The following is a 19,209-nucleotide window of genomic DNA, read 5'->3' as shown; positions in this document are numbered from 1 at the left end:
ATTTATACTTAAGCCCTCTCTTTAGCGATTAAATGTTGTTCTATTAATCTTGCTCTTCTATCAATCTGATCACTACTTGTTAGCATATTACTCCATTTTTCTTGAGCAAAAAGTTGCACTCTATCTAAAGCTTTTAAGTAAGCGGTTAAATGATGATCTGCTACTTGCTTTGATTTGAGCATAGTAACTGCTTTTCTTACCTCTGAGGTTACTTCCTTTAAATGCTGCAGTAAACTGTAACTAGCAACTAATTCTGAAGAACTATCTAAAATAGTAACTCCTGATATTGCTTCTAAAGTAATATAATCATATATTGGAAATGCTTCCCCTATTGAAGATAGGAAAGATATGTCTGCATTACTAAACTCGTTATTACTTGTAAGTTTGCTCTTTAATTCATCTAGTTTTGTTTTAGCCTTGCCTTGATATGATTGATCTAGAACAATAGTAATATTACGTCTTAGATCTGGGTTTAAACAATTACTATTATCACAAGTATAAATTGAGGCAGATTCTCCGCCTTTTAAATGAGCAATCCAGCTCTTTTCATCTTGAGCAAGTGACTCAAGGAAATATACATTATTATCTCGAACTATTATAGTTCCAGTCATGGACATGATGGCACTTCTCATATTTTCAGGGATTCCTGCTTTTTCTGCTGCCTTGATAAAAATATTATAATTTGTCAGCATTAATTCTGGATCTTGATTTTGGATATTCGCTAAAGCTTGTTTCTGCTCTAAATCACTACGACATTTTTTGCCGGCAGCAAAATAATCAAAGCCAGAGCTGGATTGTAAATCTCTGCAAACTGATTCTCTCATGGCTGAATCTTTAGGCAAAATGGAAGCGAAAATAGCTTTAGTCATTTCACAATCGCCCTTAGCAAATTGATTCATTTCCATAGCAAGATTTCTTAAATCTTTTAAGGCATTTTCTATTTGTGGAGCAAAAGTTTTAAGACCCAATGAAAATGCATAAGCTTTTGCTTGCGTACCAATATTTTTCATTAGCTGAACTAGCTCTTCACCTGAAATAATCGAAAAACTACCAAGATAAGAATCTATACCACTACAGCTCATGTTTAACGAGGGAGGGGTAATAGAAATCGGATTAAAAGATGTTTTATTAGTTCTAATAGATAACCCTCCTGCTGCATAATAATAGCCGGCAGCTTGGGATTGATATGAACCAGGTTTAGTGACATTAACGCTCATGCCTTGAAATACATCCTGTAAATCCCAAGCATAAGTTGTTGTTGTTTGTAACAATAAAATTATCATGAGAATATGCATCACATGCTTTATGTAGAACATTCTTCTAAACTTATTGTTACTGATCATAATCATTAACCTTTAGTCTATTATAGTGCTGAATTACCAATAAAATATTTTCAGCAATTTTATCTTCACTAATAATTCCTCTTGCAACTGGATATATTTGTATGCCGCTGCTATCGATTAAATATAATACCGGTACAAGCTTTGCAGGATTTAGTGTTTGTAACAAACCAGTATCTTTAATGGTTGGTATCCCTTGAAATCTAGTTTCACTATTACTTACAAAAATTAATTGAAAGCCATATTTATCTGCAAATTCTCTTACAATAGGGATAAATGCCTGGCAGTAATTACATCCTTGATTTACTTGCAGAATTAATCCCCAATTCTTAGCTAAAAATCTTAGTTTTTGGCTGCTGTCTTTATCTTGTCTTATCTCGTATAATTTTTTATGCAATGAATTTGCAGGTATATTCTCGTTTGTAAGACTATAATCAAGTAAGGTAGCAAGCTGCCACATGGTAGCAAATTTATATGATTTTTCTAAAATTTGTTTGTGTAACCTTTGAGCAATAATGACATTTTCAAGAGTAGGATCATCTAAGGCTTTACGCTTAGCTCTATTAAATTCCTTCTTTAAAGCTTCTATCCTTTGATCATAAAGCTCAAGTTCTGGCTCTTGCTTTTTTTGATCTTGAGAAAATTTTAATATTTCTGGCTTGTAAGCATGATCCTCATTATACCAAAGAAAACCTTTTGGTTGAGTGCTATCTTTTACTTCATTGTTGCTTGCTAAATCTAATCCTATCATTTTATTTATACTATTAGCATTTAAGTCTATAGTACCAGCAAATGCGTGATTTGACCAATCATTGATTAGTAACAATAAAATAATTACTAGTGATGTAATGGCTAGTGATGATTTAGTTATCGTGTTTACTAGCCACTTCATCATTTTAATAGGATAAATTTGAATCAGTATGATTATTATTAAATTTTTGTTGTTGCATTATAGGCATCTGGTTTTTTAGTTGCTGCGGAAAGTTCTTATTTATTTTACTTTTAGCATGATCAAGTAAATCACTAAATAGCTCCTCTAAATCAAATTTAGAAAAATCTATTCTTTGCAGCTCTTCTACTGTAAACCCACGACAATTAGCCTGCTGCCCTGTGCCAAAACTAATAGCTAATTGTTTTTTTCCTTGCTCTTGAAAAACTCTTGCAAGTTTTGAATTAAAACAACAATAAGTAGATTTTTTAGTAATACATGTCTTAAATATTTTATCTTTCTTAGCACAATATGTCCCAACATAGTTACACTGACCTTTTGCCCTTTTTAAGGCTAAGGCTTTTTCTTCTGCATTACACCGGCTCAGCCCTAAATCCTTACCCCAACCTTTGAATCCAGAGCAACAATTAAGAAAATTGCCAATATTTGTTTTGCGGCAACTGTTGGCATGACCTTTAAATACTGAAATCGGATTTGTCTGCATATCTTTTTTCATTTCATTTAACATTGCAAGATACCCAACACTCCCCATATCAGTATTTGGCACAATAGTTGCAGTATGACGATTCCCTCCTAAACAAAACATTTGTGATCCTGCTATAGAGGAGCTAAGCTCTTTTTTCTCATTAGAGCATATGTAATCTTTGTGCCATTGCAAACAGATACTAGCAGCTTGCCTAATGCAATTGCTCCTTGCAAGTTCACAACCTTGCTTCTTTAAATGATCACACCCATATTTTGGCTCACTACTACATTGATATTTAATTTGCTCGCTCCAGCATGGACGATTAACATTATATTGATTAAAAAACAACTTATTACCAGCTTCAAGACATATGCGATTTATTTCATGGCATTCATTTTCCTCAACTAAAGCTTCTGAAAGCTCATTTACTATTTGGAAGTACTCACCTTTTTCTCTAAATACTTTAATCTTATCACGATATTTATAAGTAAAAACATATCTATCCCATTTTACTATATCACCATCCCAGGCTTCAGTTAATGCTCCTTCTCCTTGAGGAGAAATGCCGATATATGTATCAATATGATCAAGAGAAATATTTAACTTACCGGCAATTGCTGCTCTCACTTCTTCCATTATGATCTGATTATTATGCATATGCATGCTGTATATTGTTTTACGCTTACCTAAACGTCTTTTCTTCTTCCAAAAGACAGGATAAAGCCAGTGACGATAACTGTTACTTATCTCAAGACCTGAAAATGCTATTGCTTTATCTTGCCAATCACCCCATTTATCTATTAATTCAGCATCTAGTATAAGATTCCTGATAACATCTATTTCAAATTCTACCCCTTCACAGCAACTCTTATTAATTTTGGTTTTAATTACTTTTTCACTAACATTAAGTGCAGTCCCTTCTGTATGCCTTAATGGCTCTGCCTCAATCTTAGCTGAATTACTAATTACGGGATTGTTAGGATTAAGGTCATATTCTTGCATTGCATTTATTTTCTTCAGCTCACTTTGTTGCAGTAATTGCCCTTGTGCAGAGTTATTTAACATAACACTACCTTGATTTGTTAAGTCTTGATCATTCATTTTACTTAAATTTGATATATTTACCTCTTTATCAAATATTATCTTATTGCCTATTTGATCAGGATTACCAAGCTTAATACTGTGTTCATACTGTCTGGCACTATTATAACTATCCTCCATAGTAGCAGAGTAAGAACTGATCGCATTCATCACTAAAGTAACTAACATAATAATATTAATACTTTGTCTCACATTTGTTCCTCTTGCATTATCTGCAATGCATCATTTAATCCTATATGACCTGCTAGTTTTTTAACTTTGCCTTGGTTATTATCTATCACTACTATCGGTACAGAAGTAATTTGATATTTCTCAAATAGATTTGGATCAATATCAAAGCTAATACCAATTTCATTAGCTTTTGCTTTAGTTTCTAAAAAAGAATTATTTTTTAGACCTCGCATTACAAGTCTTGCTCCTTCTTGTTCTGCTTCAATATAATAACTCTTTAATGCTGAATCAGGCATTGAAAATGAAACAAAAATATAGATATTATTATATGTGTTAGGCTCTAATTTAGGTTGTAGTATATTATGTAATAATACTTCTGGTTGTGCCAAAGAACTTGTTCCACCTAATATTAGTAAACAAGTTAAAATTATTGCCTTTAAGTTAAATTGCATATCTCTATATTTGTAAATTTAGCTTCTACATCATCATTATAAAATCAAAAGAGACAGCAACTGCGTTTACGCCAAATCAAATAACCAAAATCCTCACCTTTAACTGGGAATTCGCGTGCACCCTGCCAGGTAGTTTCAGTCTCACCAATCTTTTTACAAGAATGAATTTCCGTTATAGGATAAGTCATCTGCAGTCTATATTGGCACTTTTTGATTATTGGCATTGGATATTTACCACATAATCCTTCTCTTCCCATATAGCCCCAGAGTAATAATTCTCTATGTAACTTAGCCATAAATTTAGCTACTATTAATGCAGAAGTTCCAACTCCGCCATTATAAGAGCTAGTTGTACCGGTAAAGGGATAAAGAGAACCTTGACAGCCTGAACACCAAAACATCCCATCATTAGAAAGACTACCAGAACTAGAGCTCATGCAATCAGCTATACATGCACTTTGAGCTGCAATATTGCCAAATAATAAACTCTCAGGATTTAATATTGCAGATTTAGCATCATCTCCCCATAACAGATCAAATTCAGTTAAATATGCTACGTCAACTTGTGACATCTCTAAACAAGCAAAATCAAGTAATATCTCAAGCCAGTAAATAACCGGATATATATACCAATGTACATGATAAAAGCTACTTCCCTCTATATCATCCTTAACTCCTTTTTGCATGCTAGTACCAAGGTTAATACCACCAAGGCTTACCATACACATAGGAGATTTCGTTACATCAACAAGTCTTACCGGTTCCCAGAATCAAATTGGAATACCAGGAATTGGCATAGGAATGCCGGCTTTAGGGCAAAAACAAATTATTTGCCTTGGGTTATTAGTATCAGCCATAGGGCTTGGCACTACTTTTACTCCTCCGATAGTAATTGGAAATAAACATTTCCAGCAAATATCAGTTATTGGATTTACAAATCTTCCTACGCAGCCAATCGATGCATAACTATAATTACCAAGCAAAATAATTATAATAAACATTATTAACTTCATTATTACTTGTATATTTCAGAAGTTATTAAATCTGTATTTGCTTGACAACCTACCTTTGCTTGCTCTGCTATCATATTATTTTTCTCACCTGCGATTAGATATACTACTTCTCCACTAGATTTTACTATTGCATGCACCTTACCTTGTAATACATGATCTATTATCTTTTCTAAATTTTGCTTTGCTTCTGATAATTGCCACTTCTTCATAGATTACCTCCGGATTTTATCAGTTTTTATTCACACCTTAATTTTTACTTAAATACTATAACATTTTAATTAATCTTGATTTCGCTAATTTTAAGTAATTTACCTTCCTGCCGGGCAATAGCCGGTACTGCTTTTATTTTAAAACGAGTAGTAAGCACGCCACCTTGATCAAAAAACACTGGCTTATTTAACTTTTGTGCTAGCTTAATAGGATTGCCACTCGTGAGTACTAATTTTCCTATTTTTGATTTAGCCCACTTAACTTGCTGCTCATCATCACCATCAATAAATATTAAAGCTTCTCCCCAGCTTATTTTCTCCAAAGGATTTACATTTGTGCCAACTTTTACTATGATGTTTCCTGCTTGATCTTTTACATCTGTCTTTTGTATAAAGCTCGGATCATAGTGCCAATTTCGGTTTATGCTTGCTTTTGCTAGAGCCAATACCGGAGTTGGTCTTGATATTTTTTGCTGTACCTTATTTTTAAATTCTTCCTGCATTTTCTCTAAAACGCCATTTTGTTTTGCTATTTGAAGTTTAGCCATAATGACCTCTAGTAATGACTCTTCAATAATTGGAAATACATGACCTTGGACTTCATAATCTCTAATTTCTATTTTAGAATTATTATCTATGCTTATAGCCAAATTATTATTGTGTGCATTTACATAACTTACCTTCAACATAATAACAAATAAAACAAAGGAACTTATAATAATAATTTTTAGATCTAAATACCCTGTCATATTTTGCCACGTTTTTAAGCTGTTAGCAACGGAAGTAAAATGATACAGAACAACGGATAAAAATTGATACAGTATTATCATTCAAAATTTATGCTATGTTGCTCCAAGATGATTTTAACCCCTATAAAAGTATATTTTGATAAGGAATAACTGTAATAATATCTCAATATTAAGCAATTAATTATTCAACATAGCATAGTGTGTGCTGTATTAATTTTCAACCATTGTAATATTAGAAATCTGTATCATTTTTCAGCCGGTATTGACAAAAAAAACTCTCTCATCCAGTATATTATTGATGGCATCTGTAACGCTCATTCCTGCGATCATTCTATCTTCTATGGCTTGGTAATCCCTAGCATTAGTAGATGTTAGCATCAGAGTAAATGGGTCTAACATTAACCTTGCTACAACTCCGTTAACACTTGGTCCATAAATCGCTGCTTCACTATAATGCGGCGGGTTTGAATGAATTGATTGTAGTAAATTTAGCTTCCAGTCCTCATCGACAAAACCTGCAAGCTTAGGGCTTGCTCTCATTGCTTTAAAGCTCTCAGGATTTTGCTTTAAAATAACTTTATGTGATGAGTTCTCAAAAGCTTTTTCAGCTGCTGATCCTTCCTCTCTAAAGTAATCAGTTAATTGCTGAGTAGCAAGAGTAATTGAGCCGTTATATTTTCTTGCAATTCTTCCTGCTTCTTCAATAAATTCTCCAGATCTTTTGCCAGATAGTAATTTCCATGCTTCATCAATCATGATTAGAAAAGGACGCTTCCTATCACCTTTAACCATGCTCTGGTTAATATGAACAATCATGATTTGTACAATTACTGCAAGTAGTGCCGGGCTACTACGAAGATGATCAGTTTCAATTACTACTATATCTGCGTTTAAGGATAATTTTGCCTTACCACTAAAAAACTTGCCATATTGTCCATCTCTGGTGAACGGAAATAACATATTACCAAGTTCCTGTGCGTAAGATTCTTCTCTTTTAAGCAACCAATCTGCTATGTCAGTTATCTCAACTTTATTGCCTTTTTCTTGCCACACAGCTATTAACGCCTTTTGCAGCATTGGTTGTTGCAAATCATTAGTTCCATATTGCGGAGCTGCCATAGTAGCTAGAATCGATGGAAAACTTGCTAAAAAATCTGCCTGTGCTTCAATTGAGCCTTCGCTGCCGTCTGCTGGAATTTCTGAAAATGGATTAATAGAAATAGGATTTTTTACATCAAATTCAATATAATTACCGCCCAGTAGCAAACAGGTTCTTTTAAATGATCTACCATAATCAAGAACAAACACTTTGCCGCCAGTGCCTAAGACCGATAGCATTAGTTCTTGCATAAACACTGACTTACCAGAGCCTGGCACTCCTGCTATACAAAGATTAAAATTTTCATTTGGAGTTGCAGCTGTGCTATATAAATTTGAGCCAATTAATGCTGAGCCAAAGGGAGACCAATACATTATCTGTCCTCTTCTACCAGTAAGCAGCATTCCAGGAGAGCTTAAATCCCCTTTCCATTCACCAATAATAGGAAGTAACACCTTACTTTCTGAAGCAATAGTTTTTATGCCTCTACCAAGATTTGATAATGCTATGCCAACTCCCCGAGTCTTTTTATTAAATATGTTATTGAATCTATTAAATTTACCCACTAAAGAATTAGGTGCTGCTTCAACTAACTGCATCGGTAAACTAGCAAGTACCACCGCTAAATGATCATATTTACAAGGGACAAAATACCAACCACTTCGACGAAGCTGTGAGCAAAACTGTGATGCTGCCCCTTTGGCTTTGTTCTTCTTATCCCACATAATGACATTTAAGTGGATATTTACTACTCTATCGCCACTTTGCAAGCACGCTACTGCTCCTGCTAAATCTTGTGCTTCACTAGCTAAGTTAGGAAAGAATTTACCCATCCCAGCATTAATATTTCTCTCTAAAGCTTCTCTTTTAGTAATTGCTGCTGTTTTTGCTATCACTTGATTAGGCACTATTTGCAAACCAAAATGAATCAGAAAATTTGATCTAATATATTCATCTCGTCTTAGCTCATTACCTAAAAACAAATCCATGGCTGATAAAAGCCACTCTGCCGGTCTTTTTCCTGCCTCTAAGCTTATAAATATTTGATTATCATTAAGACTTACATAATCTTCCTTTTCATATAAAGAAAAATTACCAGGTAAAATCTGCTCAGATAATATTTCATAAGGATTAAGTTCAGGATGTTCTTCTTCCCTCCAACCAAATATTAAACGGACAAATTTTAATAGCAATGTTGCCTCAACATTGTAAGTAGCAAGCCCAATTGATTTAAATGTATCTTGCAATACTTCTCTTCTTCGTATCATCTCATTAATATCAATCGTCAGCGTCGGAATAGTTACGGAAATTAATAACACGACATCTTTGATATTCCCCTCTGCCTTTGCTTTTTGCTCTAAAAATTTTGTTCTTCTACTACTAAGCTCAGCAAAAATTGTCCCTTTTCTATGTAATTGCCAGTTATCTAGATATTCTCTTATATGATCAGAGCCAATCATCAATATTTGAAAACTACTTCCTGCCGGTAAATTCTCATCACTTTTTAAAAATTCAGCTATCTCTCCTTGAGCTTGCAAGCTTGTCCCAACCAGTGGCCAGCCAAGCAGGACAAATCCTACTGAAGCTCTATTAAAAAACAAGCTACTCTCCTCATCATATGATTCATAAACAAAATGTTTAGCTAGTCTTTCCCGAGCAAAATCTTTATCAATTCCTGATATCATTATTATACCTTCCAAAGCATCTAGTAGAGCATATCGATTTAAAATTAGGCTTGTCATTATTATTATTTGGATTAAACATATTCTGATCAGCCATTTTATTTACTTCATATAAAGCTTTACATTTTAGTCCTTGGGGCAGCGGGCAATCAAAATCGCTTCTATATGGCATCAACTTACAATTAGCAACGCTAAAGCTTAACATCGATAACAAAAGCAGATTAATTATTTTATTATTCATTAAAAATTACCCGGATGTTGTTGTTCTGACTGCAAATCAATATCCGTCATCTCATAATCATCATTATCCCGAGTAAAACGTTCTTGCAATTTAGTTTTTGCCTTAGTAAAACTTGTCACTTTATTCCCGGCATAATTTTGATAATTACTATAATTTGCTTCCTTTTGCGAATAATCAGTAGTAGTTGGTGGTAGTACTCTATCTACTTTAGCAGCTTCTTTATTCTCTCTTAAATTAAAACCTTTTCTAAATACAACATCTATTACTCTACCTGAAGTGACAACAATTACCGGACTCATACTTTCTGCTCGTTTAATTGCAAAATCAGCAAGCTTTTCTAAAGCATTACCGGTACCGGAATAAACACCGGCTTTAAGAGAGTCAGCAGCTTTTAAGGCATTTTGCTGACCGGTAATCGGTGACACCGGAAATATGCCATTGCTTGCCTGGTTCTGAAAAAATTGTGCTATCCCGCCAAGTACGCCGTTAAGCACCGCCATCCTTGCTACATCTGATGATCTATCAACAACTATCCCTTTAATTCCAGGTCTACCATCTTCTCCTATTAACCATCCTTCTACCGGTTTTTCAATGATCTCTCCATTACTATTTAGTAAAGATACCGTCTCTAACCGGCATTTAGCCCGCTCCGATGATATATCCCCGCTGCAAGAACCAATTAAAATTGCTTCTTTGATTTGCTCCGTTTTATAGCCTTTAGAAAAAATAGCTGTATCAACAAGCCTTATCATTATGGGCTCAGGCGAAGCTGCATTATTAGTGCCAGTTCCAACCACCACACCAGTAAGCAGCACCCCCCGTGCAAAGCTACCAGTAGTAATATAATCTTTAAAATCTTTTTTGAGTTCCACATCAGCTCTTTTTACGTAACCAAGTAATCTTTTTACTGGAGCAGTAGGAGCAGCAGCAATGCTTTGCTCAAAGTTATTATCTAATAAATCTTCTATCTTTTGATCATTATTAAAATCATTGCCATCATATAATATAGTTTCTTTAAGAGGCTTCTCTAATGATTCTAACTTTTGACTAAAATCATCAATTTTAGTTTTAGTTTCTAAATATTTATTCTCTATTAGCTTTTCCAAATGATTCTGCATGTTTTTGACTTCATTTAATATTTCTGCAGTCCATTTAGCCCTTGGATCTATTGCCTGCTCTATCCCTGATATTTCCCTTGATTGTCTATCTTCTTGTAAACCTCGGGAAGTTTTGACCTCATTTTCGGCAAATTCATAAAATACCAAAACCATTATCACGCCTATGCAAGCTAAAGTTACTAATGGTCTGTTTTTAATTATCTCTATGAGTTCTGATAATCTTTTACTAAATGTAGATGGTAATTTATGATCCTCTACTGTACTTTGTAATTCTTCCTGCTTATTGAACTCTTGATCCATTGCTTTTAATCAATATCCTAATTATCTAACTGATTTTCATACCACTAGAGACCCACTCTAAATAAAACCCTAAAATAATACCAATAGCAACGATTGCTCCAGCAAGCCTTAAATTACCCCTGACCACTGCCCAGATTGATGACAAAATCGTTGCTCCTGATATCCCGATAGTTTTCAGTTTACCGGTAGAGAGTCCACCAATGCGGTCTAACTGTCCTTCTAATGTTTCTCCTAAAGCTACTTCAGATAGTATCACATTTACACAAAAAATTAATAATACCGGCAATAAAGGATATATTATTCTTAAACACTGTTTTTTATTTTCTTTTTCTATTACATCTTTGTTTTTTACATTCATGATGCTTCTCTTCTTTGTTATTAGTTAACTTTATTACTTCTTGTTCTAAACCAAACTTAATAAGTCTAATTGGTGTTGGTTTGATTTTAGTAAAATTCAACATTAAATCTTGGACCGTACCATTTTCTCCAATTAGAGTGAGATACAGTTTACTGCTATCTTGCTGTGGCAAAATAAATAAACAACCTGAATTATGCACTGCTACTTCTGCGGCGATTTGAGGATGAATAAAAATATCATTGATCTTTTCTCCTTCTATGTTAATTCTAGTTGGAGCATCTTTAGCTATTTGCAGCTCTAACAAAGAATCAGCATGTAACATATAGCTTATCCCATAAGCATTACTACTAAAGCTTGCAAGCATTATTCCAATAAACACTACTAAGATTTGTAACTCTGACTTCAAACTTTTCATTACTTATTTACCTCTTCTTCTTTAATTCCTGTAAGTAATAATAAATGATTTGCTCCTCGCTTATAGGTTAACAAATAAGTTTTATCAGTTGCTATATGCTTATTCTCAGAAAACCAATAACGAAATGTTCCATTAATTAATACTCCATCCTCAATGACTTTTACCTTTTTAGGAAAAAATACTGAGCAAATTCCAGAGCCCTTAACAAAATCTAAATGTTCCTTAAAAAATTTATCCAGCTGCTCTGTATTACTAGACACCACCTTCATATCTGCTATTTGCCTCTCTACTTCCTCAGGCGAAGTAGTAAATAATTCCTTCATTACAAACACTGCCCATTCTTTAAGATAAGTCTCATGATAGCTTTTGGATGATACTATCATCCGACGATCTGGCTCTATTGCTGGAATTAATAACCATTTTTCTTCCGTGCTAATTGTTTTAATCATCCCAAGAAGACTCGTAACTGCAAGCAGCAATGTAATAAGCAATAATCTCTTATTATATTTAACTAGCTGCTGAACCCCGCTTTGCTTAAATAAATGATCCATTACTTACCTACCTTTTTACCAAGTAAATTAGGATAAGAAGTAGGAGCATATAGCCATTTCTTAGCGACTAAATAACTCTTAAGTACAAAATATTCCGATAATTTTTTAAACTTCTTAAATGCATAACAAAGTACAACTCCAGCTATAATGCATATCATCCCAAGCTTAGCATGTCCGCTATTCAGTAACACTATCCCAGGTACTATACCAAGTAAGATAACTAACCACTCATCTAAGCTTAAGGCCATATATTTTAGGGGAGTAGAGAGTGACCAATATAATCTTTGATTAGCACAATTATTATTCATATTAATTAAGTGATATTTCCATTAATAGATAAGTTTTGCTAGTCATGACATTAACATCCTAATTTTTACATTGCCAGTGGAGTTTTAAGCCATAATAAAAAAAACTGTAATTCATATAAAACTGTGGATATCTGGAGATAGAATCTATAGCTCTATCCATGAATTTGTTGATAACTAGCAGTAATTTTGCTAATATTAACGAAATAAATTATTGGTGAGTTGTGTATGTTTAGAAATGATGTAGAGTTAAAACTAGAATGTTTAAAACTTGCTATCCAGTCTTGCTGTAGTTATGATGCTGTGGATATTGCAAAACAATATTATCGTTTCCTTATAGAAAATAATGAAAATGTACCAATTCAATTTTCTATCAATAAAGTAAGTTTAAATTAGGTTTATTATTAATTTTACTTAAAAGATTCTGATCCTAACAAATCTATAATTTCCTGTACACCATCAATTTCTTGATGACTTTGATAATAAGCAATTATTTCTTCTTTTTTATTCGGTTCAAGCTGTTCATTATATAAAGGCATACTATATTTATCTAACATCTTGTAAATATATGGATGTAAAATTTCCTGGTTTTCATCTACATAATATAATACCCTATGTAATAATAGATTTTGAACAATATCATACAGTTTCATATCTTCAAATTGCTTTACAAGATTTACATAGTTATAATTGTCAAATAATTCTACTAAATCCGGTAATTTACTATCAATAAATGTATTAAATTTGTTCGGCATTATTGCTATAAACTCATTAATCTTGTTCATTATATTAAAATCATAATCATTACCATGATCCTTTTTACACATCATATCGAAAATATGTACCTTAGAATTTGGATTATCATTTAAAATTCTAACCAAAAAAGCATATTGATCAATATCAACATGAGGGTATGTATTCTTTCTAGGTACAATAAATTCAAACTCATTACTCATAGGATCTAGTGATACTAATTCTTTAAATACATTACGTATTTCATATGCAATAGAAGTAGTATTTCTTGGTATGCTATAAGGCCATAGTTTGGTTCCTTCTTCTAATCCTGTCTCTATATTATTGCAATGTAAATTAACCCAAGATATATTGGTATTATCAACAACATCAATAAGATATTGATATCCTGCATATTCAATCATATTGCCATGAAGATGAATACCAGTGACTTGGCTATATGGCAAACCATCTGCTAGATATCTAGCACCATCAGCTCCTATACTATTATTGCACAAATCTATAAAAAGAATTTTAGAATTTTGTAAGATTTCAGCTCAATATCTAGCTCCTTCAGCTTCTATATCATCCCAAGCAAGATCAATATACATAATGTCACTATTTTTAAGTGCTGGTGCTAAATATTTCATACCTTCATCTCCTATGTAATTTAGACGAAGATCAAGATCTAAAACTTTAACCTCTTTTAAAAATTCAGCTAAATACTTAACACCTGTAGTTCTTATTTTTTCTGCATGTACATTTAACTTGGCAATTTGACTATCTTTAAATGCTTGAACTAAATATTGAATACCATTAAGTTGCATAATATGATTGTAAGACATTTTAAGCTCACTAATTTTAGTATCTTTGAAAGCTTGAGCCAGATATTGAGCATCATCGGCTTCTAAGTTTTGACTATCAAGTGTAAGCTCAGCAATTGCAATATTTTGAAAGGTTTTATTTAGATATTGAGCACCCTTAATGCCTATTTTATTATTATGGATAGTAATATGAATATTCTTAATATCACAATATGATCTTTGAGATATATACTTATTAACATCACCATCTTCTGTGTAATGGATATCAAGATAAAGAGACCTCATTTTAGTATTACTCAGCATCTTATTTAAGTATTGTGCTGCATCGCTTCCAATTTTATTTTCACTCAAATCAAGTTCAGTAATTTGTATTTCTTTTAGAGATTCAGTAAGATATTTTACACCTTCATCCATTATATTATTATTTTTAAGATTAAGTGTGGTAATTTGAGTGTCTCTCAAAATTTGAGTTAAATACTTAAGACCATTACATCCTATGTTATTATTACTAAGATCAAGTCTAGTAATTTGAGTACCTTTTAGAGCTTGAGCTAGAGATTTAACATCGCCTTCTCCTATATTACTAAGAGATAAACTGTGATTATCTTTTAAGTTATCAATCATTGTTTTATATGGCATATATGTACCCTCCTAGCTATATAAGTTTTACTATATTTATTACTGTTGAACTGTAGAGATCATTTCATTAATGGCTCTTTGCATATATTCTCGAGCAGTATCAGTGGCAAGTCTAGTATAAACTGCCGTTGATCTTGGATCTCTATGATTTAGAAGCTGTCCTATTACATATTGATTTGCTCCGGTCATTGCCATCCAGCTTGGTATTGTTCTTCTTAAATCATGGATTCTTAAATTTTCTATTCCTGCCTTTTTACAAATCCTCTTCCATGCTTTCTTTGGTTCTTGCAAATGACCACTACTGCTTGTCTCACTTGGAAATACCCAAATGCTATCAGATTGCTCTTTCCTGGCTTTTAATATTTCTACTGCCTGATCTAATAAAGGTAAACGGTGAGGATCACCATTCTTAGTATCTGGAAGATATAACTGTTTATCAGCAAAACTAATCTGTTCCCAACGCATAGTAAGTACATTATCCTTACGAACTGATGTATACAAAGCTATTAAGAAAAAGTCCTTCATTACCTGGTTTTGCTCTTCTGATATTGCTGTAAAAAATCGTGGTATTTCTTCCCTAGTTAAATATCGATCTCTAGATTGTTCCTTGTGCTTCTTTATGCCAATAACTGGATTTACTGTTAATAATTCCCATTCTATTGCTTTACTAAATACAGGACTTAAAACTTCAAGAAATCTATTAGCTCCATATTTACCAGTTTTCGTCAATTTATTAAATAATTCTTGAATATCTGCTTTTTGAATGGTTGATATTTTTCTATTATATAAATGTTTTGCATATCTATCTACAGAAGCAGCATAATCTTTCCATCTTTTATTATTAATTTTACTGTATTCATCAAGGTATCTATCATAAAACTCTTTAAAGGTAGGCTCTTTAGATAATCTAGCTTTTTCTTCTATAGGATTATATCCTTGAGCAATTTTCCCTTTTAACTCAGATGCTTTGAGTCTTGCATCAATAATAGATAGATAGGGAAATACTCCTATTTTGATTCTATGATACTTTTTACTAAGTACCACTCCTAAATAAAATATTTTACTACCACCGTATGAGACGATTAGCAATAATCCTTTTTCTTTGGTATCTTTATATATATCTCGCTTTGCTTCTGGAGCTTTTATTTCTTGAAGCATTTCTTTAGTAAAAAGTAATGATTTAACTGGCATAATATTACCTACCATAGCTTAACCGAAATATATATTTAAAACTGTAGTATGTTTTAATTGTAATAGCAAATTCTATATCAAATATAATTACAATGAACTTGATTATTACTTTTACAATATAAACAACTAATAATTGTAATTATTGATTCATAAATTCAAAAGGTCCAAGTAAATTGCAAGGTAAAAATTGATCATAAAATTTGACTCGCTATATGCTCATTATATCCATATCCTATTTTAAAATTTCTAATATTTTTTAAAGATTGACAAATTATTGCAACTCTACTAAAGTTAAAGCATAGTATTGGTAGTAAGAAAAAACCCTTAACATATAAAGAGTTGTGAGGTATAAATTGGTTTATAAGAAAAAGGCAAAAAGTAAGGTAAAACGAACCGTTACATTGACATCGTAAAGGTCAGAGGTTCGAGCCCTCTATCGCCCACCACCTTAACTCCAGGGTTTTCATAATCTACTAATTTTAGCTTCATACTCCGTATGCTCACTATATGCTCCTCGCATTTTTAAAAATGGTGTTATTATTCCCTTGATTGCCTCTTCTAAACTGATGTTTAAGTTGAGGTCTTATGCACACTATATGCTGCTCACATTTCACTCCTGATTGTGTAATCCATGATGACGGTGATAAAAATCCCACTATTTTCTACAATTTTGTTGGTAATTTTATTCCACCTGAATGGAGTAATCTCTCATCTCATAATGGTAAAACATTAAGTAAAACTGCAAGGCAACTACTATCTCTAATAGTCTTCCGCTTGCAAATCTACTATAACGATAGTATCGACGAACTTCAGGAAACTATCATTTCTTTGAACAACACTTAAGGGTTTGTCAACGAAGAGTAAGACAATGTCTACTCGAACTAGAACAATCCGGGTTCATCAATCTTTCTACCTCAACCATTATTAAATATGGTATCAAATGTCGTAATACTCCCTGTGTGAAATTAGCAAAAAATCAGTTACAACAACAAAAACTTGAAGCAAATTCACAATTTAATAGCATAAAACCAGTACACGATGAACAACAAGGCGATAATATCAGTGTATCTAGCACTGATAGCATACCAGGTAGTACGCAAATTAACACTGCACTACAAGCAGTTATGGATAAAATCTCTAAAAAATATAATTCTACGGAATCAAGTAGTAATAATGCAGCAATTAATACCATTAATCATAGGGGCTGGTTCAAAAGGAAAAAATTAACAGATTTCCATCCATTAACCCAAGAAGAGGCTGATTTATTACAGATAAAATCAAATCGAGAATTTAATCTTACTTTTATTAACAAGATCTTATTGAAATTAGCAGAACAATACCCAGAACATCATTTTGGTCATAAAAAAGTGTTTTTAAATTACATGGCTAAAGCTTTAGCTCATGAACTGAGAGAAGCTACTCAAACTAATTGTGAGAAGTTTCAGTTTAAATCTAGCGATGTAAACAAAGCTAAAGACCGATATCTAGATAAGATAGAAAGCAGCCTTGACACTAGCAAACAATCTCAGTTAAAACGTAAAATCATTGGTAGTTTTGATCCTGATTCAGCTTATGAATTACTAAGCTCCTGCTTATTTATTGGGGTAGTAAATAATCAGTATCAAATAAAACTGCTTAAAAATATTACGCTTTCAGAAAATGCACAAGATAAAATACTACAACAAGTACAAGTGATATATGGCCATAGTATTGGGAAGTTACAAATCATACCATTTTCTGAGCTTGAAGCGAAGCAGAATAATACCGAAGATGAAAAACAAAATTATCTATTGCAGCTCAGTAAACAATTAAATCCTGATACAGTATGGTATAGGGCACGAAAATTTCTTATCCAGCATTATAACATATATTGATTTAAATGTATTAAGTAAATTAGTAGTGGCAGAAGAAGATACATATAACAAAAAAATAATTCTTAAATCTACATCATCTTTTTATGATTACTATATAAGAAATAATTATATGCAGGATCTCGATAAGGCTTTTAAGACCCAAGGTTTTACTTTTGAATTAACGAAATTTTAAAACAACTACAATCTGTGATACAGGAAAGAATAAGGCATAGGTGATTGAACTGTGTCAATTGAATGCTTTAATCGCTCTTTAATAATTGGTTATTATTACCTCATCAGACATTTTATTACGTTCAGGCATAGAATATTTAACTTTAATGATATTAATATTGAAATTCTTGTATAAGTTTCTAATAAATGGAGTATTGCTATTAGAAAGCATGATTTTAACACCTTTATTGTTGAGTTCTAGAGCAAAATCTCTAAGTCTAGTTTGTTCATTTTTATCAAAAGGCAATCTAGTATAGAATTTCTCACCTGATTTATGATAAGGAGGATCAAAATAAACAAAATCATTTTGTTGTGGTTCAATGAAAGAGAAATCTATAGCACAAATATATGTACCAGTAAGTAAGCTGCTACATTGCTTTAGTCTAGATGCAATATCAGATTTACTATAATTTCTACCAGAGAAAGTTTGAGCTGGTTTGCCATCAATATTAATCCGGTAAATACCTTTAAATGAATATCTATTAAGATAAATAAATCTTGCAGTAATTTTTATTGGATCACTACTATCATTATTAGCTCTCACTTGATAATAATGCTCTTTAGAGTGTTTTACTTTATGTGAGTCTAGTAATTTACTAACTGCATCAGGATTTGTCTTAACTGCGTTATAGGACGTGACTAGCTCAAGGTTAATATCAGATAAATAGCATTGTTTAAATTTATCTCGTACATGAAAGAATAAAGCACCACCACCAAGAAATGGTTCATAGTAGTTGTTTAGTTTTTTAGGAATAAATTTAACTAATTGATCAACGATTTTTCTTTTACCACCCACCCATTGCAAGAATGGTTGTGGTTTATCTAAGTTCTTTACTGACATAATTTGTTATTTATCTTTATTTTCTACTAAACATTATATCAGAAAATAGGCTTAAAGGCGAGAAAAACAGCATAATCAAAGGGATTTTAGTATTTATTATAGTATCACTTAGTGTTATTTTTATCTATGTATAATTGATAAAGAATATGGCTAACAAATATTATATTTTAAGTCTGTCTCATTTGTGCAGCTGTTTGCCCAATTGTATAAAAATCTGTCACAAAAGCTCTTAAATCTTCTGTACTTCGTAAAATTGTGGTGATATCTGTCCTTGTTAAGAGTAGCCGTGGTGCAACTCTGGTTCAGAGGTTAAATTAAAACTACAAAATTTTAGCACTTTAACCTCTGAGCTGTTTTCTTAACTTTAACAGCAAGGAAA

The 19,209-nt window shown here is 32.4% G+C and carries 17 protein-coding genes and 2 pseudogenes; 2 read left to right on the top strand and 17 right to left on the bottom strand.

Annotated elements, in window-relative coordinates; genetic code table 11:
- Window positions 1-8 precede the first annotated feature (8 nt).
- The 13 genes and pseudogenes from ACPKKV_RS05085 to ACPKKV_RS05025 all read right to left on the bottom strand — a co-directional run bounded on the left by ACPKKV_RS05085 (window position 9) and on the right by ACPKKV_RS05025 (window position 12,522).
- Complete coding sequence (locus ACPKKV_RS05085) at window positions 9-1,343, bottom strand: conjugal transfer protein TraH (RefSeq protein ID WP_392506555.1); 1,335 nt, start codon at window positions 1,341-1,343, stop codon at window positions 9-11.
- On the bottom strand, window positions 1,333-2,235 hold the full coding sequence (locus tag ACPKKV_RS05080; RefSeq protein WP_011477109.1) for a conjugal transfer protein TraF: 903 nt from the start codon (window positions 2,233-2,235) through the stop codon (window positions 1,333-1,335). The genes ACPKKV_RS05085 and ACPKKV_RS05080 overlap by 11 nt, the downstream gene beginning before the upstream one ends.
- A gap of 1 nt (window position 2,236) precedes the next feature.
- Window positions 2,237-4,024 carry a conjugal transfer protein TraN gene (gene traN, locus ACPKKV_RS05075; protein WP_186788014.1) on the bottom strand — a complete coding sequence of 596 codons (1,788 nt, stop codon included), beginning with the start codon at window positions 4,022-4,024 and terminating at the stop codon, window positions 2,237-2,239.
- A gap of 20 nt (window positions 4,025-4,044) precedes the next feature.
- Window positions 4,045-4,479: a type-F conjugative transfer system pilin assembly protein TrbC gene (gene trbC, locus ACPKKV_RS05070; protein ID WP_008579918.1), complete on the bottom strand. Its 435-nt coding sequence runs from the start codon at window positions 4,477-4,479 to the stop codon at window positions 4,045-4,047.
- Between the two features lie 44 nt (window positions 4,480-4,523).
- A pseudogene (gene traU, locus ACPKKV_RS05065) lies at window positions 4,524-5,492 on the bottom strand (conjugal transfer pilus assembly protein TraU).
- A gap of 2 nt (window positions 5,493-5,494) precedes the next feature.
- Window positions 5,495-5,701: a type II toxin-antitoxin system prevent-host-death family antitoxin gene (locus ACPKKV_RS05060; protein ID WP_008579916.1), complete on the bottom strand. Its 207-nt coding sequence runs from the start codon at window positions 5,699-5,701 to the stop codon at window positions 5,495-5,497.
- A 65-nt stretch (window positions 5,702-5,766) separates the two neighbouring features.
- Window positions 5,767-6,450, bottom strand: coding sequence for a type-F conjugative transfer system protein TraW (traW, locus tag ACPKKV_RS05055; RefSeq protein WP_037214304.1), 684 nt, complete (start codon window positions 6,448-6,450; stop codon window positions 5,767-5,769).
- 252 nt (window positions 6,451-6,702) lie between these two features.
- A complete protein-coding gene (locus ACPKKV_RS05050; protein ID WP_012152046.1) occupies window positions 6,703-9,234 on the bottom strand; it encodes a TraC family protein in 2,532 nt (843 codons plus the stop codon).
- Between the two features lie 237 nt (window positions 9,235-9,471).
- Window positions 9,472-10,890 carry a TraB/VirB10 family protein gene (locus ACPKKV_RS05045; protein ID WP_008579912.1) on the bottom strand — a complete coding sequence of 473 codons (1,419 nt, stop codon included), beginning with the start codon at window positions 10,888-10,890 and terminating at the stop codon, window positions 9,472-9,474.
- A 25-nt stretch (window positions 10,891-10,915) separates the two neighbouring features.
- Window positions 10,916-11,248, bottom strand: coding sequence for a hypothetical protein (locus tag ACPKKV_RS05040; protein WP_008579911.1), 333 nt, complete (start codon window positions 11,246-11,248; stop codon window positions 10,916-10,918).
- Window positions 11,208-11,663 (bottom strand): hypothetical protein, encoded by a 456-nt coding sequence (locus tag ACPKKV_RS05035; protein ID WP_011477114.1) that lies wholly within the window; start codon window positions 11,661-11,663, stop codon window positions 11,208-11,210. The genes ACPKKV_RS05040 and ACPKKV_RS05035 overlap by 41 nt, the downstream gene beginning before the upstream one ends.
- Window positions 11,663-12,214, bottom strand: coding sequence for a TraE/TraK family type IV conjugative transfer system protein (locus ACPKKV_RS05030; RefSeq protein WP_008579909.1), 552 nt, complete (start codon window positions 12,212-12,214; stop codon window positions 11,663-11,665). The genes ACPKKV_RS05035 and ACPKKV_RS05030 overlap by 1 nt, the downstream gene beginning before the upstream one ends.
- Entirely contained in the window at window positions 12,214-12,522 is a 309-nt protein-coding gene (locus tag ACPKKV_RS05025; protein ID WP_008579908.1) for a hypothetical protein, read from the bottom strand. Before ACPKKV_RS05025 ends, ACPKKV_RS05030 begins: the two co-directional genes overlap by 1 nt.
- A 225-nt stretch (window positions 12,523-12,747) precedes the next feature.
- Here ACPKKV_RS05025 and ACPKKV_RS05020 point away from each other — a divergent pair, with 225 nt between their 5' ends.
- Window positions 12,748-12,915 carry a hypothetical protein gene (locus ACPKKV_RS05020; RefSeq protein WP_008579907.1) on the top strand — a complete coding sequence of 56 codons (168 nt, stop codon included), beginning with the start codon at window positions 12,748-12,750 and terminating at the stop codon, window positions 12,913-12,915.
- A 14-nt stretch (window positions 12,916-12,929) separates the two neighbouring features.
- On the opposite strand, the gene ACPKKV_RS05015 is transcribed toward ACPKKV_RS05020, so the two are convergent.
- The 3 genes from ACPKKV_RS05015 to ACPKKV_RS05005 are packed head-to-tail and all read right to left on the bottom strand — an operon-like array spanning window position 12,930 to window position 15,920.
- Complete coding sequence (locus ACPKKV_RS05015; RefSeq protein ID WP_392506553.1) at window positions 12,930-13,769, bottom strand: hypothetical protein; 840 nt, start codon at window positions 13,767-13,769, stop codon at window positions 12,930-12,932.
- Window positions 13,770-13,808: 39 nt separating this feature from the next.
- Entirely contained in the window at window positions 13,809-14,714 is a 906-nt protein-coding gene (locus ACPKKV_RS05010) for a leucine-rich repeat domain-containing protein (protein ID WP_392506552.1), read from the bottom strand.
- A 39-nt stretch (window positions 14,715-14,753) separates the two neighbouring features.
- A complete protein-coding gene (locus tag ACPKKV_RS05005) occupies window positions 14,754-15,920 on the bottom strand; it encodes a tyrosine-type recombinase/integrase (RefSeq protein WP_008579904.1) in 1,167 nt (388 codons plus the stop codon).
- 570 nt (window positions 15,921-16,490) lie between these two features.
- Here ACPKKV_RS05005 and ACPKKV_RS05000 point away from each other — a divergent pair.
- Window positions 16,491-17,951: pseudogene (locus ACPKKV_RS05000) on the top strand (hypothetical protein).
- A gap of 78 nt (window positions 17,952-18,029) precedes the next feature.
- Here ACPKKV_RS05000 and ACPKKV_RS04995 read toward each other — a convergent pair.
- Window positions 18,030-18,830 (bottom strand): DNA adenine methylase, encoded by an 801-nt coding sequence (locus ACPKKV_RS04995; RefSeq protein WP_392506550.1) that lies wholly within the window; start codon window positions 18,828-18,830, stop codon window positions 18,030-18,032.
- Window positions 18,831-19,209 lie beyond the last annotated feature (379 nt).

This window comes from Rickettsia finnyi (assembly GCF_049668125.1).
GTDB lineage: Bacteria > Pseudomonadota > Alphaproteobacteria > Rickettsiales > Rickettsiaceae > Rickettsia > Rickettsia kotlanii.
This window is presented reverse-complemented; position numbering and strand designations above follow the sequence as displayed.

Coding starts and splice junctions, on each gene's coding strand:
- ACPKKV_RS05085 (WP_392506555.1), bottom strand. CDS start 1,343: ATGATCAGTAACAATAAGTTTAGAAGAATGTTCTACATAAAGCATGTG.
- ACPKKV_RS05080 (WP_011477109.1), bottom strand. CDS start 2,235: ATGATGAAGTGGCTAGTAAACACGATAACTAAATCATCACTAGCCATT.
- traN (WP_186788014.1), bottom strand. CDS start 4,024: ATGTTAGTTACTTTAGTGATGAATGCGATCAGTTCTTACTCTGCTACT.
- trbC (WP_008579918.1), bottom strand. CDS start 4,479: ATGCAATTTAACTTAAAGGCAATAATTTTAACTTGTTTACTAATATTA.
- ACPKKV_RS05060 (WP_008579916.1), bottom strand. CDS start 5,701: ATGAAGAAGTGGCAATTATCAGAAGCAAAGCAAAATTTAGAAAAGATA.
- traW (WP_037214304.1), bottom strand. CDS start 6,450: ATGACAGGGTATTTAGATCTAAAAATTATTATTATAAGTTCCTTTGTT.
- ACPKKV_RS05050 (WP_012152046.1), bottom strand. CDS start 9,234: ATGATATCAGGAATTGATAAAGATTTTGCTCGGGAAAGACTAGCTAAA.
- ACPKKV_RS05045 (WP_008579912.1), bottom strand. CDS start 10,890: ATGGATCAAGAGTTCAATAAGCAGGAAGAATTACAAAGTACAGTAGAG.
- ACPKKV_RS05040 (WP_008579911.1), bottom strand. CDS start 11,248: ATGAATGTAAAAAACAAAGATGTAATAGAAAAAGAAAATAAAAAACAG.
- ACPKKV_RS05035 (WP_011477114.1), bottom strand. CDS start 11,663: ATGAAAAGTTTGAAGTCAGAGTTACAAATCTTAGTAGTGTTTATTGGA.
- ACPKKV_RS05030 (WP_008579909.1), bottom strand. CDS start 12,214: ATGGATCATTTATTTAAGCAAAGCGGGGTTCAGCAGCTAGTTAAATAT.
- ACPKKV_RS05025 (WP_008579908.1), bottom strand. CDS start 12,522: ATGAATAATAATTGTGCTAATCAAAGATTATATTGGTCACTCTCTACT.
- ACPKKV_RS05020 (WP_008579907.1), top strand. CDS start 12,748: ATGTTTAGAAATGATGTAGAGTTAAAACTAGAATGTTTAAAACTTGCT.
- ACPKKV_RS05010 (WP_392506552.1), bottom strand. CDS start 14,714: ATGCCATATAAAACAATGATTGATAACTTAAAAGATAATCACAGTTTA.
- ACPKKV_RS05005 (WP_008579904.1), bottom strand. CDS start 15,920: ATGGTAGGTAATATTATGCCAGTTAAATCATTACTTTTTACTAAAGAA.
- ACPKKV_RS04995 (WP_392506550.1), bottom strand. CDS start 18,830: ATGTCAGTAAAGAACTTAGATAAACCACAACCATTCTTGCAATGGGTG.